This window comes from Pseudomonadota bacterium, from assembly GCA_018242545.1.
In the GTDB taxonomy this organism is placed as follows: Bacteria; Pseudomonadota; Alphaproteobacteria; order 16-39-46; family 16-39-46; genus 16-39-46.
Map to the genome: position 1 here is coordinate 1 of JAFEBT010000054.1, position 13,882 is coordinate 13,882.

General features: G+C 34.7%; 12 protein-coding genes. 2 read left to right on the top strand and 10 right to left on the bottom strand.

Annotation, left to right across the window (positions count from 1 at the left end):
- Positions 1-56: 56 nt before the first annotated feature.
- The 8 genes from JSS34_06910 to JSS34_06945 all read right to left on the bottom strand — a co-directional run bounded on the left by JSS34_06910 (position 57) and on the right by JSS34_06945 (position 9,960).
- Entirely contained in the window at positions 57-986 is a 930-nt protein-coding gene (locus JSS34_06910; GenBank protein ID MBS0186050.1) for a hypothetical protein, read from the bottom strand.
- Between the two features lie 76 nt (positions 987-1,062).
- Complete coding sequence (locus JSS34_06915) at positions 1,063-2,841, bottom strand: hypothetical protein (protein ID MBS0186051.1); 1,779 nt, start codon at positions 2,839-2,841, stop codon at positions 1,063-1,065.
- Between the two features lie 10 nt (positions 2,842-2,851).
- Positions 2,852-3,787 carry a glycosyltransferase family 2 protein gene (locus tag JSS34_06920; protein MBS0186052.1) on the bottom strand — a complete coding sequence of 312 codons (936 nt, stop codon included), beginning with the start codon at positions 3,785-3,787 and terminating at the stop codon, positions 2,852-2,854.
- Entirely contained in the window at positions 3,784-5,172 is a 1,389-nt protein-coding gene (locus JSS34_06925; GenBank protein ID MBS0186053.1) for a hypothetical protein, read from the bottom strand. The genes JSS34_06920 and JSS34_06925 overlap by 4 nt, the downstream gene beginning before the upstream one ends.
- A 72-nt stretch (positions 5,173-5,244) precedes the next feature.
- The gene (asnB, locus tag JSS34_06930; GenBank protein ID MBS0186054.1) at positions 5,245-7,194 is read right to left on the bottom strand and encodes an asparagine synthase (glutamine-hydrolyzing); all 1,950 of its coding nucleotides are present in this window, start codon (positions 7,192-7,194) and stop codon (positions 5,245-5,247) included.
- Positions 7,194-8,033, bottom strand: coding sequence for a flippase-like domain-containing protein (locus tag JSS34_06935; GenBank protein ID MBS0186055.1), 840 nt, complete (start codon positions 8,031-8,033; stop codon positions 7,194-7,196). Before JSS34_06935 ends, asnB begins: the two co-directional genes overlap by 1 nt.
- Complete coding sequence (locus JSS34_06940) at positions 8,030-9,193, bottom strand: glycosyltransferase family 4 protein (GenBank protein MBS0186056.1); 1,164 nt, start codon at positions 9,191-9,193, stop codon at positions 8,030-8,032. Before JSS34_06940 ends, JSS34_06935 begins: the two co-directional genes overlap by 4 nt.
- Positions 9,190-9,960, bottom strand: coding sequence for a class I SAM-dependent methyltransferase (locus JSS34_06945; protein ID MBS0186057.1), 771 nt, complete (start codon positions 9,958-9,960; stop codon positions 9,190-9,192). The genes JSS34_06940 and JSS34_06945 overlap by 4 nt, the downstream gene beginning before the upstream one ends.
- 225 nt (positions 9,961-10,185) lie before the next feature.
- On the opposite strand from JSS34_06945, the gene JSS34_06950 reads away from it, so the two are divergent.
- Positions 10,186-10,917, top strand: a complete 732-nt coding sequence (locus tag JSS34_06950; protein MBS0186058.1) for a class I SAM-dependent methyltransferase — start codon at positions 10,186-10,188, stop codon at positions 10,915-10,917.
- A 68-nt stretch (positions 10,918-10,985) separates the two neighbouring features.
- Here JSS34_06950 and JSS34_06955 read toward each other — a convergent pair whose 3' ends face one another.
- Entirely contained in the window at positions 10,986-12,140 is a 1,155-nt protein-coding gene (locus tag JSS34_06955) for a coproporphyrinogen III oxidase (GenBank protein MBS0186059.1), read from the bottom strand.
- Positions 12,141-12,158: 18 nt separating this feature from the next.
- Positions 12,159-12,890: a ribonuclease PH gene (gene rph, locus JSS34_06960; protein MBS0186060.1), complete on the bottom strand. Its 732-nt coding sequence runs from the start codon at positions 12,888-12,890 to the stop codon at positions 12,159-12,161.
- Positions 12,891-13,110: 220 nt separating this feature from the next.
- Here rph and JSS34_06965 point away from each other — a divergent pair.
- The coding region (locus JSS34_06965; GenBank protein ID MBS0186061.1) for a transposase at positions 13,111-13,882 on the top strand (772 nt) is incomplete at its 3' end.

Sequence of the window (13,882 nt, forward strand, 5' to 3'; positions counted from 1 at the left end):
TTTCATAAGCTTAACAATTTTAATAATTATTCCTCATTTCTTATATCGAACTGACTTTAAGTTAAGAAAAAATTCAAAATTTTAAAACATATTGTGCGCCTTAAAATTCTAAAATAATGACGTTTGAAGAATGGAACACAGCAGGTATGGTCATAATCTTGAAGCCACGTATGAAAGAAAATTGCTGTTGTTGATAAAAGAGGAGGAAACAATAGTTGGAGGCGGGCATATTTTAAGGAAAAAAGAAAAAATTGAGTTTGGTCTAAAACAAGAAAATTATTTGCAAGAAGTTTTTCTGACCGTTCAATATTATTATCAGAAATATCGCTCATATGTTCAAATTTTAGAGGTAAAAACTTTTGGAAGAAACTTACGGTTACATATTGTTCAGGGGGCATTTTCCAAAGACGTGCGGGATGAATATCAGGAAAATTTTTTGGATGATTTAAAAAATATTGTGAAAACGCGGGTTCTTTTGTAAGCGGAATATCATAGAGATTTAAAAGGTCTTCTTTATATCCAAAATATGCCCAGTCGCTAATGTGATAAGGTCGTATTTGTATAAAATTTGGCGTTTTATGCCCTTTAATTGTATCTAAGGGAAAAGCAATAATTCTGTTTTTAACATATTTAAAGTTTGGATCATAAAAGGGAAATTTATAAAAATAATTCAAAAATGATTTTGAAAAGATAAAAAGATCGGACCGAACTTTCAAAACATATTTTCTACGTGCAACCTTAATTCCTTCGCGTGTTGAGACAATAAGACGATTACAGTTATTTGTAAAATTTGGATCTTCTAAATCAAACCAAACAGCGCCAGGATCTTCGTTGAGAATCAAGCGGTCATATAAAATTCCATCAGTATTTTCTCCTTTCCAAGTTGATAAAATGAGCTCGCTGTTAGGAAAAAGAGTTTTTAAACGGACACAAACAATTTTGGTTATTTCGGAACAGATCCCATAGATGGCATCATTTTTAATCATCCCCAGAATCTTCAAGAAGCTGGCTTTCTCGTTGTTTTTTTGAAGATTTATCTTTACTTTTTAAAGCGTTTGTTTCTTAGAGAGAGAGAAGGAGTGAAACAGCTTCATTTTCTGAAGTATCTTCTTCGTCAGAGTCATGGGAAGGGAGCTTTAATCTTGTTCTTTTTTGGCCTTTCTTTTCTGGTTGTGAGGATAAAATTTTGTCTAAAAAAACGGAAGATATTTTCAGATTCTCAAGAACCTCTTCTTTTTTTAGCGTCATAAATTGTACGCATTCGCTTCCTACAAACAAATGCCGATCAGCCCTTGAATGAAAAACATGATGAAGATGAACAAGTTTGGTATTTCCACACATTTGACATTGTGCTTTTTCTCCAACATTGGTAAGCCCCACACCCTCTTCAACATCAATAACTGCAATTTCACTCCATCCAAAGTGTGGAATAGCATATTTGTAAGGGTTATAAGCAAGCCATTTTCTTTGTAAATCGCATACGTGTCTTTTACTTTTCTCTTGGGACCTTTCTCCACTTAAAAGTAAAAAGGGTGGGTTGGGTGTTTTCTCGCTCCCCTTTTCATAAGGGGATAAAAAAGGGAAGGAGGTTTTTTGAATACGTTTTTCTTTTTTTAGGGCTTCCCAACTTTCCCATCCATAATGATGCGCAAAAGGATACCCCCAAAACTGGGGAAGAAGGGCCTTGGAACAAAACGTTAAAAGATCTTCATCTGAAAGACCTGCTTTGAAAAAAACCTCTCTATTTTGAGGGTGGAAGAGAGACATGCCCATCCATTTAAGAACAGGTTCTGGTGTTGTAACTTCTGATTTTTGAGAAATGTCTTGATCGAGGAACTCATCATCACTTTCAATGGCGCGTCTCTTTTTAGGGGTTGGAAGAGGAGAAGGGGTATATTTTGTTACGTCATCTTTAAATTCTCCGAGGAGCAATGAAAAAAGATTTTCATAAATTTTTTTTTGACGTCTGCTTGAGACGATTAAAAAGAAGTCAGTATTTTGTGAATTTATGATTTTTGGTTTTGTTGTGAGATCAGGTGGGTTTCCACAATACGGCATTTCTGAGAAGGTATTTAAAAGATAAAAAGGAGAAGCAGATCGTAAAAAACCAAAAGAATCAGCCATTGCTTGATCAGGCAAAAAGATTTTTAGACAAGAAGATTTGAGAGAGGTAAGACAACCTTCACACACATCCCAAAAGCTATAAATACGTGCTTCCCCTCCAACAATTTCGAGGCTTTCTTCTTCTTTTAAGGATTCTTTTATCGTTTTTAAACACCTTCTTAAAAATCTTTTTCCATCTGGAGAATTCATAAAAATTGCCATGAGATCTTCGGAATGTATTTGAGTGTCTTTTCCTGCTTTTTGACGAATGAGGAAAGGGTCAGAATTTTTATAAAGATCTCCATAACTATAAATCGACCATTCACTCGGAATCTCTAAATATTCAGCAACGTCGCGTAAGAGATCTTTTCCATAGACACCTCTATTGCTGCTGCTAAAGATAATATATTGGTTTTTTGGATCTTTGACAGGGAAATGAAAAACTTGGGTTTCTTTAGATGTTTTAATAACAAGTCCAATTGTTAAGGTTGCAAAATTTGGAGAAGGATTAAAAAGGTTTTCTGAGCTTTCTAATCCTTGATAAAGGCTTCCGACGGCCTTCAAAAAACAAAGGGTGGGATCTTCTTTTTGTGATGCGAAGGAGACACCTTTCCATGTAACTTTTGAAAAACCATCTCCCTCCGAAGACCATTCAGTCTCAAGACCATAAATAGTTTCAATGCTAAAAGAAAAAATTAATAAGAAAAAAAGAACGAATTTAAAATAAAAAAGTTTCATTGAAGAGCTTCTATTTTTTGTTGGGATCTTTGAAATGTGCAATAAGACTTCTAATTTCTGCGAGAAGCTCCGCAAGGACACCAAACAGAAGAACCTGCAACCCAAAGAGTCCAAAGCCTAAAACAAAATTAACATTAACGACGGGGGTTGATGTAATGCCAGAAAGATATTGGACAACTTGATAGACAAAAACAAGACTGGCGCATCCAATAAAAAATAGACCAACAGGAATAAAAATTTTTAAAGGTCTCACGCCCACGAGAACCCAAAATAATTGTGGAAAGACCTTAAAAGGATATTTTAAAGAAACAAAAGATTTTCCATGCTTACGCTCTTTAAAAGAAACATCGACATGAAAGAATCGCATTCTTTTGCAGGCAGCATCTAGAAGAATTTGTTGTGTATAATTATAATCCCGTGGGATTCTAAAGACATTTAGGTAATTTCCATTAACAGCAAAGATGCCAGGCTGACTATCTTTTAAGTCCCAGCCAGTAAGCCAACGCATGAGCCCTGTAAAAACTCGATTCCCAATGCGTCTTATAAAAGGCATTTTGTAGCTTATGCGATTAAAACGATGGCCATAAACAATGTCTGCCTTATTTTCTTCAAGAGGCAGGATAAGAGGAAGAATATCAAAAGGGTCATGTTGAAGATCTGCATCAAATTTTACAGCAATATCGGCATTATAGGAACATGCTGCTTCAAGTCCTGTTCTTACAGCCGCTCCTAATCCTTGGTTTTTTGGATGAGAAATAACATCATCTGCAAGAGCACGCTTTGCTTCTTCTTTTGTGTTATCTGTTGATCCGTCATCAATCACAATGATTTTAAGATTATAATTGGGGGCTTTTAGTTTTTCTCTAAGAGCTGTTAAGGCTTTAATTGTCTTGAAGATCGTTAATTCTTCATTAAAGGCCGGGATAAGAATAACAATTTTTTTCATGAAGATATCCTTTTAAAAATCTTAAAGCCCTTTTCTTTAAGAAGTATAAAACCATAAACAGCCCAAATCATTAGAATTGGTTCAAGAGAAAGACGTGATCTGCTTTGTCCATCGAAGAGCGAGATGAAAGTTACAAATAACACAGGTGGCACCGAGACGAAAAGGAATTTATAATGCTTGTTGATAAACAAGGAAAAAAGGCCAACAAGATCTAAAATTCTAAGAAAAAAATTTATAAGAAACAAAAAGGTAGTGATTGAAAAGGAGAGAGGTGTCATTTTTATTTGTTGGATCATATTTTTAAGTATATTTGGTTTATGCTGGAAATCCTTAGGGATAGAGTTTTCTTGATGAAGAAGATTCATCAAAATTTGAGAGCCACTTGCAAGATAAATCATTGACCAAGAATGTAAAAATGCGCGTGCATAGAGCGAAGGAGAATATGTCAAAAGTTGCTTAAAATAATAATGATTCAGAAAATTATGTTTTTCATGAAGGGTCATTTCTGAATGATTTGGGAGTTTTAGAAAGGCTTCATCTCCCTTTGGAATAACAATAGATGTATATGTTTCGATAAGATCATCTTTTCCTTGAGCGAGATTTTCTAAAATGGCAAGAGTAAAACTAATATGATCAAATTGTTTTTGAGAAGGATCAATGTTATGGTGAGATATTTGGTGAGAGAGATAAACTTGCCAAGGCATTGTTATTAAATACCCGATTCCAAATGCAAACAAACTGATAAAAAAAAGACTCCTCCAATTTTGCTTCAAATGATGAAAGACAATAAAAAAATAAAAGACTGCAAAAGGTAAGAGATAAAGGAGAAATTTGGCTTCTGGTCTTGTCAATGCCATGAGTCCTACAAATAACCCGCTTCCAAGAATGGAAAGCCAATGTTTTTGAGAGGCTCCTTTAAGAAGCCAGTAATAGGCGACACCAAAAAGAAAAGCATAAAGTGTTTCTGTAATTAAGACATGTGTATGAAAAATACTGCAAGGATTTAAAAGGACCAAAATAAAGACGCTGTTTTTCCATTTTGGAAGAATTAAATTTGCAATTTTAAAAGCAAAAAAAGCAAGTCCAATATGAAGTATAAATTGAAATATCACACAAAAGGTAAGATTGTTTTTTCCAAAAATCCAAAGAATACAAGAAAGAACACATGGATAGAAAGGGAGCCGGTCAAAAAACGCATAAGGCCGTTTTTCAAGAAAGCTGAGAGAATTTTCATAATACATACTGGCATCTCCCATTAGGGAAGAATTTACATCACTTTGATATAAAAGAATACCTTGAATACAAATATAAATTAAAAATGAGATTTGAACCGAGGAGGAACGAAAAAGTTCAGAAAAGGAAGAGGAAGAAGATTTACTGACCATGAGACATCCTTTTATTAACTTATTTATCTACCTTTTGGTTTTAATTTTAATAACGGCATATTTATCAAAATTCTAAAGAGACGGAAGAGAATATTTTGAAGAATGGCGCCATTGCTGAAACATTAAAATTCCCCAAAGTGCATACTCAAAATTTGCTTTTCCAGATAAATGCGCACGCCATCTTGAGCGAATAATGTCAGGTTTAAAGAGATTTCCTTCAGCCAAGGATTTTTCAGAAAGTAGATCTTCTGCCCAGTCTTTAAGAGGCCCACGTAACCAGACGCCGATGGGAACAGAAAATCCTTTTTTGGGATGATTCATAAGAGATGGTGGAATATAATTTGAAAGTATTTTACGTAAGGGATATTTGGGACATTTATGAAAAAACTTAAGAGAAGACGGAAGATGTGCTGCATATTCAACAATGCGATAATCCAAGAGCGGCACACGTGCTTCAAGTCCAACACTCATACTTGCTCTATCAACTTTTGTTAAAATACATTCGGGAAGATAGGTTTTGAGATCTCCATAAGATTGAAGCGTTAACAGATCTTTTAAAAAAGAAATTGTTTCAGGGGGATAAAGAGAAGGAAGATTCTTAAGATGTGGTTTAAGAATATTTTGCGGAGTATCCCAAATACTCACAAGAGATTGAAAAAAATCAAGAGGCGTTTTAGCTTTTAAAACATCAGAAATTTTATGTGACTTTTCAGAAAGATTAGAAAATTGATAACGTTTAGGGGCTAAGGATATAATATGATTCCAATGAGAAGGAGAAAAATGACTCAGCCCGCCTGATAGGAGATCTTTAAAAATTTTTGGAAAGAACTTTTGAGCGTTATATAATTTTTCACCAATTTGATATTTATCGTATCCAAGAAATAATTCATCTCCACCATCTCCAGAGAGGCTTACAGTGACTTTTGTTCTCGCTAATTTTGAGACCAGAATGGTTGGAATTTGAGAAGCATCTGCAAAAGGTTCGTCATAAATATGGGAAAGATGAGGAATGACATCACGTGCTTCTTGTGAGCTTATGGAAAGTTCATGATGATCTGTTTTAAGATAATCAGCAATCGCTTTTGCATAAGGAGCTTCATTATAGGAATCTTCTTCAAATCCAATGGAAAATGTTTTGATGGGTGTGATTGAAGATTCTTGCATTAACGCTGTAACAAGGGAACTATCAATCCCGCCTGATAAAAAAGTTCCAATGGGAACATCGGAGACCATTCTTCTTTTGACAGAATCTTTTAGAAGAGAGGTTAAAAACATCTCATGATCAGCTGGTGTCATTGACGCATATTCTTTTTTAGGTATAAAGTGATCAGAAAGTTTCCAAAAAGGTATTTCTTTTGAATGTCCTGTTGCATCAATTTCAACGTAACAACCAGGATTAACCTTAAACATATTTTCAAAAATTGTATAAGGTGCTTTGATATAATTATATTTTAAATAAAGGCCAAGCCCCTCGAGAGAGAGATGAGGAAACCAAGTAGGATGACTTTTAAGACTTTTAAGCTCAGAGCTAAAAAACAAAATATTATTTTGTATTCCCCAATAAAGAGGTTTAATTCCTATTCGGTCCCGAACAAGATAAAGCTTTTGTTCTTTTTTTGACCATAGAGCAAAAGCAAACATTCCATTGAATTTATTACAAGCAACTTCAATACCCCATCTTTCACAAGCCTCAAGAATAACTTCTGTATCAGAGTACCCTCTGAAAGAGATTCCATAATTTAGGAGCTCAGAGCGAATCTCTGGAGCATTAAAAATTTCTCCATTATAAGTAATAACATAGTTTTGAGAAGAAGAGATCATGGGTTGAGCGCCATGTTCAGAAAGATCTATAATAGAGAGTCTTCTGTGACCAAAAAAAAGAGCTGATTTTTCATCTTGCCAGATTCCAGAGGCATCGGGCCCTCGTGACATGAGGGCATCGGCCATGTTCTGTACAATGTTTCTATTCATCTCTGTCGTTCTTGTATGATTAAAATCCCAAAATCCTGTTATGCCGCACATTAACTGCTCCTATGAGATTTTTGGTTTCGAATAGAAATCCATGTAAAAAGTCCTGGAAGGGAAGAAATAAAAGATGAAAAAACAAGAGCCAAGCTAATGGTTAAGGAAACTTCACTTGAAAAGCCTAAGTCTTTTAAGAAATAAATCGTTGCTCCTTCTCTAATTCCCCACCCTCCAAATGAAATGGGAAATGTTCCAACAAACGTAATAACAGGCATGAAGATGAAAGCAGAAAGAAGCGAAATGTGTGGATTAAAGTCCTGCATTAAAAAATATAAATTTAGACAGGCGAATCCATTTATAATAATCGTACATATAAAAATAGGACAAACATTTTTAAAATGAAGTCTTTTTTTAAAAATATACCAAATCCCCCCAAGAGCTAAGAAAGTAATTGGGATTAAGAGAGATGGAAAATGAAAAGCACAATAAGGCAGGCAAAATAAAATGATTCCAATAATGAGAAAAAATTTCTCAAGGATGATTATCTGAGATATTTTTTTGAGATTTAAATGGGCTGATTTTAGATACCAGCCTCGGATAATATCACCAGAAATCATGCCACCTGGCATAAATTGGCTAAAAAATTGCCCCATCCAAATATACTTTAAAGATGTTTTCAAAGAGACAGAATCCATAAATTTTTGTTGAACATAGTACCATCTTAATCCCATAAAGTAGGTTTGTAAAATTGCAAAAAATATAATCCAAGAAAGGGTATGAAGTGAAATATGTGAAAAGGTATGTTTAAAGTCGTTAAAATTAATTTTTTTGAGAATCCAAAAAATTAAGATACTTGAGACCATAAATTTTAAAAAATAAATAAAAGGTTTCTTCATAAAATCCTCTGAATATGGTCTAAGAAAATCTGCGTATGTGTATGCCAAGAAAAATTTTCTGCATGTTTTTTTGAGATTTGAAAAAAGCTTTTTAGTTTTTTGGAATCTGAGAAGAGTTCCTGTAAATTTTGCGCAATTTCTTCAGCTGAAAACGAAGAGAGAATTTTTCCAGGAAAATTCTTTGAAATATTCATTTCATAAACAACATTTTGAGAGACGACGAGTGCAAGGCCTTGCGCAAAAGCTTCTAAAAGAGTATTTGACACGCCCTCATCATGAGAAAGGTGCATCATAACATGTTGTTGTTTATAAAGAGAGAAAAGGTCGGAGCGTGGCATGTATCCTTTGAAAATAACTTGAAGATTAGGAGGGTGATGTTTAGCTATTTTGCGAAGTTCAGCTTCAAGTTCTCCTGTTCCAACATAGGTTAGTGTAATGGGTTGAGTTGTATGCTGAGCAAATAGCATAACCCCTTTTAGGGTTTCTATAACTCTTTTTCGGGGAATAAGTTGTCCTACAAAAATGAGATTTAATCTTTCAAAATTTCTTTGAGAGACATCGAATGAAGGCGGAACATGGACTCCATTAGGAAGATTCACAAGAGGAAGATTTTTAAAAGATTGTTCAACAAGATCTTTTAGATGCTGTCCATTGGTATAAACAAGATTTGACGCATAAAGGACAGGTTTTATAAGATAAGGTATAAGAAATTTGACAAGTCCTTTTAAGCGATTTTCGTAAAATCCAGGAGCATCTACGCCTCGGATAGAAACAACAAAAGGAACTTTTTTACGTTTAATATAGGGAAGTATTGCATGCCCTGCAGGAAATGCAAGAAAAGATATAATGACGTCCGGTTTAAAGTTATTTAAGTAGAAAGAAGATTTAAATCTTATAAAGAAATATGAAGCAATAAATTCCAATAAAGAGGGACAAGAAGGGTTTTTTCGAATGTTTGCAAGAGCCACAATTTTACGATTTGAAAGTGAGGGATAAGAAGAGGTGCTGTTAGGACCAATTGTAAGAACAAGAATCTCATGTCCTAAAGAGGCTAAGTTTTTTGTAAGTTGATCAAGTGCTGTTGCAGCTCCTCCTCCAATCGGAGGAAATTCATGGCAAATAAAAGCAAGCTTAAGAGGACGATTTTTTTGAGGAATCATGAGTGGGATGCAAACTTTGTATTACGAGCTAAAATAAAGAGCTGATTTCCAAAATTAAAAAAATCGTTAAGATGAAAAATAGAATAAAGGAAATGTGTTAAAATCTTCTTATGCCATTTATAGTGCCCTGTAACATATGACATTCCCATCTTATTTCGAAGAGATGAGTAAAGAGGATAAGCAAAGGGAGCTCCCCATTCTTTTCTATAAACAATCTCGAATCCAACATTATGAAGTTTTTTTTCAAGTTCTTCCCCTGAATAATGTCGATAATGCCCCATTCCTTTGGACATTTCATCAAGAGGACCTGCAGGAACTGTTAAAATAACATAGCGTCCCATAAGGGAGAAACTTTCAAAGGCGGCTTGATCGTCTTCTAAGTGTTCAATAACTTCAGAACAAATACAAAGATCAAAAATTTTATGAAAAGGATTTTCTACTTTTGTTAGATCTTGGTGTAAAAAATCGCCACTGGGAAATTTTTCTTTACACTGTTGAATCCCAACTTCTGAAATGTCAGACCCGCTATAGGTGACCATATTAAGTTTTTTGTGAAGATATGTTAAGAGCTTTCCATTTCCACACCCAACTTCAACAATGGTTTTTGGCTTTTCTGGCATAAGATGAATAAGTTTTAGAATCCATCGGTTAATATGCCGACTAATGGGAGAATAAAGAACCATATCTTCCCAGACTGTATTTGACCATTTTTCATTGTAAAAAAGAGAGATAGAAGGAGGTGAATTATCAAGGTTTTTAGAGGGCATATATCACACGGATCCGTAAAATTTATGTGAAACAATTATACTGTGGATAGAGTAAGAAAGGGTGCGTAATGAAACAAAAGCAAGCTTAAGCATATATAACCATTTTGACACAGGTTGTTCAAGTGTAAAGAAAAAACAATCCTTGTTCTTTTTTTTAAAATCGGATACTAATTTTTTCAATCAAATTCAAGTAGATCTAAAAAATTTTCAGGAGAAGATTTTACTATGATGGTGCATTTTTTAGAAAGACAATGGAAAAAAATAACATCTCGAGAAGAGGACTCTCATCAAACTTTTTGGACATGGAGATTAACCCCGATTGGATATGCAATGCATAAGGCTCTTTTTCTTCTTATTGCGAAATATATGAGGGGAAAGTTGTTAGATGTCGGCGCAGGAACAATGCTTTATAAAAAGGATCTTACAAAACATTGTATATCTTATGTTTCAGTAGATAAATTTAGTAATCATAAAAGTTTAGATTATCGATATGATATTAATGATCTAAAATTTGATGATGCATCTTTTGATAGTATTTTTTGTAATCAAGTATTAGAACATTTAGAAGATCCTCAAAAAGCTCTTCAAGAATTAGATCGTATTTTGCATGCAAAAGGAAAACTCTTAATTGGTGTTCCTTTTTTCTATTACCTTCATGGGCTCCCTCATGATTATTACAGATTTACAGAATTTGGATTAAAGAAAATGCTTGGAGATTCTGGCTTTAAAATTATTACTCTTCAATCATCTGGAGGCTTTTTTTCAACCTTCATCGAGCCTTTTAATATTGCTTTTACCTTTTTGGGGTTTAATATTCCTTTATGGAAACAATTTATAAATTCTTTGAATTTTATCTTATTTGTTTTCCCTTTCTATTTATTAGATCTCCTCCTTCACACAAAGTCACGTTTCCCATCTGTTTACTTTCTGGTTGCTCAAAAGGAAGAAACTATTTGAAATTTTATTTCTTTTTAAAGAAGAAAATTTCAAGATGAGTTGTTCCCAACGCCCCTGGCATTAGGAGGCTATATTATATAAGCAAGAATGGCATTCAAAATAGGCATTCCTTTAGATGTTGCTTTAAGATGTGTGGGTGTTTTTACTAAAAATCCTTCTTGTTCTAGAATTTTTAAAGAGGGGCGTGCGAGAAGAGAATTCAATAGGGTTTCTGAAATTCTCTTGAGTGTTTCAAGAACAATTCCTTCTCTGAGACGAATTCCCATAAGGAGAGCTTCTTCAAACATTGTTTCTTTTTCTAAACAAAGTTTTGTTTCAAGGCCATGTCCTTCTTTTTGAACACCTGCAAGCCATTTTTCAGGAAGTTTAAGGTTTTGAGTTGCATAATTTCCTTTTTTTTCATTATGCTCTTCCCTAATACGCCCATGGGCGCCTGGGCCAATTCCAATATAATCATGATAGTTCCAATAACATAAGTTATGCCGTGATTCTTGTCCTTTTTGAGCATGATTTGAGACTTCATAAGCAGGTAAAAAATGATGATTCATAATTTCTTGTGTTTTTTCATAAAGAAGAGAAGACATATTTTCACTGAGGGCTTTAATATCCCCTTTTTTAAGCTTCTTTTCAAAAACTGTTCCTTCTTCAAAAGTGAGTTGATAAAGAGAAAGATGGGTTGGAGAAAACGTGAGAGCATGCGAGAGTTCAGCTTCCCATTGCTTTAGAGTTTGGTGAGGACGTGCATAGATGAGATCAAAACTAACACGTTCAAAAATTTTTTGGGCAGATTCAAGGGCAGAATAAGCTTCAGCCAAGGAATGAGCTCGTCCTAAAAACTTTAAGGCTTCTTGCTCAAAAGATTGAATACCAATAGAAACGCGGTTAATGCCTGCACTTTTAAAATCTAAGAAACGTTGAGTTTCAAAAGAGTTTGGATTCGTCTCAAGGGTAATTTCAATGTGAGAGCTAAATCCAAATAATTTTTTTGCTTCTTCAATTAAACTGTAAACGGTTTGAGGTTCCATTAAGGAGGGGGTTCCGCCGCCAAAAAAAATACTACTGAGCGGTCTTTTTTGAGTTAAAGAAGCTGTTTGAAGTTCTTGAAGAAGAGCCTGTGTCCATATGGTGTGGTTTACCCGTTCTCTAACGTGAGAATTAAAATCACAATAAGGGCATTTCGAGACACAAAAAGGCCAGTGAATATAAAGTGCTAAAGGATCCATGCGTCTTTAGCTCAAAAATTAAATACTTAAAAGATGAGGAAGAAGGACTTTTTTTTGGGCTGCAATGAGTTCTTGTGTCCCTTGCCGTGCGAGCGCAAGCATTTCTAAAAAGAGAGACTCTTCAAAAGGCTCTTTTTCAGCTGTGCCTTGAATTTCGATAATGCTTCCTTGCCCTGTGAGAACAAAATTTGCATCTGCTTGAGCAACACTGTCTTCATTGTAATCAAGATCCAACACAGCCACTCCTTCATAAATTCCACAGGAAACGGCCGCAACAAAATCTTTTAAAGGATGGGTGGAAATCAATTTTTCATTCAAAAGTTTTTGAAAAGCAAGATAAAGTGCAACGTAAGCTCCTGTAATAGATGCCGTCCGAGTGCCGCCATCTGCTTGTAGGACATCACAATCTAATCGAATTTGACGTTCTCCAAAAGCGCCCATGTCTGTTACAGATCTTAAAGACCTTCCTATAAGTCTTTGAATCTCATGTGTTCTTCCGGTTTGTTTTCCTTTGGAAGCTTCTCGATCTGTTCGGCCATGGGTTGCGCGTGGAATCATTCCATATTCAGCTGTAACCCAACCTTTTCCTGTGTTTTTTAGAAAAGGAGGAACACGGTCTTCAATGGTTGCAAGACACAGGACGTGTGTATCTCCTAACTGAATTAAGCAAGAGCCTTCTGCATATTTAGAACATTGAATATCAAGGGTAACAGCTCGGAGCTCATTGGAACGTCGGGAAGAAGGGCGCATAAACAAAACTCATTATTAGATTTAAAAAAAACATAAGAGAGACATTGATTTTATAATGAGGCGCTTGAAAACTCTTTTCTTTAGAGAAGAGATGAGAGCGCCGATTTTAAAGTAGGTTGAAGAACTCATAAATCTTACTCAGAAAAAAAATTTAGTCAACATTCCATTTTTCTGAGCTCATGATCTTGATTCTGTACAAAAAATTCATTAGCATACTTGAATGAAAATTAGAAAGACGTTTCAATTTAAATTAAAACCAAGCATTTCTCAAACCCAAGTTTTGCGGAACTATATGGGCTGTGCGCGTTTTACGTATAATAAAGCCCTTGTTCTTCAAAAAGAACTTTATGAAAAAGAGCAAAGGAAATTGAGTTATCCTGAATTAGTGCGTTATCTTGTTGTTTGGAAAAAGGACGCGGAAATCTCTTTTTTAAAAGAAGCACCTGCTCAAATTCTCCAACAAAAGTTGATGGATTTGGAAAAGTCCTATGTCAATTTTTTTAAAAGAGGAGCGGGACTTCCAAAATTTAAAAAGCGTGGAAGACGAGAAACATGTCGTTTCCCAGATGCAAAACAAATTACTCTGGATCAAAAAAATAAGCGTGTTCATTTGCCTAAAATTGGATGGGTACAGTACTGGAAAAGTCGAGATGTTATTGGAACGCTTAAAAATGTCACGATCTCCTATGAGGGAGGAGATTGGTTTATAAGCTTTCAAGTGGAGCAAGAGATTGAAACGTCTGTTCATCCATCCACCTCAATGGCTGGGATTGATTTAGGAATTGCCTACTTTGCAACACTCTCAAATGGGGACCAGATTCCTGCTCTCAACAGTTTAAAAAAGTATAGCAATGCTCTTAAATGCTCACAAAAGAAACTATCACGTAAAAAGAAAGGAAGCCAAAACTGGAAAAAACACTGTAAAAAGCTTGCACGCAAACATAAAAAGATAAGAAATTGCCGCAAAGATTTTCTTCATAAAACCTCAACAA

Coding starts and splice junctions, on each gene's coding strand:
- JSS34_06910 (MBS0186050.1), bottom strand. CDS start 986: ATGATTAAAAATGATGCCATCTATGGGATCTGTTCCGAAATAACCAAA.
- JSS34_06915 (MBS0186051.1), bottom strand. CDS start 2,841: ATGAAACTTTTTTATTTTAAATTCGTTCTTTTTTTCTTATTAATTTTT.
- JSS34_06920 (MBS0186052.1), bottom strand. CDS start 3,787: ATGAAAAAAATTGTTATTCTTATCCCGGCCTTTAATGAAGAATTAACG.
- JSS34_06925 (MBS0186053.1), bottom strand. CDS start 5,172: ATGGTCAGTAAATCTTCTTCCTCTTCCTTTTCTGAACTTTTTCGTTCC.
- asnB (MBS0186054.1), bottom strand. CDS start 7,194: ATGTGCGGCATAACAGGATTTTGGGATTTTAATCATACAAGAACGACA.
- JSS34_06935 (MBS0186055.1), bottom strand. CDS start 8,033: ATGAAGAAACCTTTTATTTATTTTTTAAAATTTATGGTCTCAAGTATC.
- JSS34_06940 (MBS0186056.1), bottom strand. CDS start 9,193: ATGATTCCTCAAAAAAATCGTCCTCTTAAGCTTGCTTTTATTTGCCAT.
- JSS34_06945 (MBS0186057.1), bottom strand. CDS start 9,960: ATGCCCTCTAAAAACCTTGATAATTCACCTCCTTCTATCTCTCTTTTT.
- JSS34_06950 (MBS0186058.1), top strand. CDS start 10,186: ATGATGGTGCATTTTTTAGAAAGACAATGGAAAAAAATAACATCTCGA.
- JSS34_06955 (MBS0186059.1), bottom strand. CDS start 12,140: ATGGATCCTTTAGCACTTTATATTCACTGGCCTTTTTGTGTCTCGAAA.
- rph (MBS0186060.1), bottom strand. CDS start 12,890: ATGCGCCCTTCTTCCCGACGTTCCAATGAGCTCCGAGCTGTTACCCTT.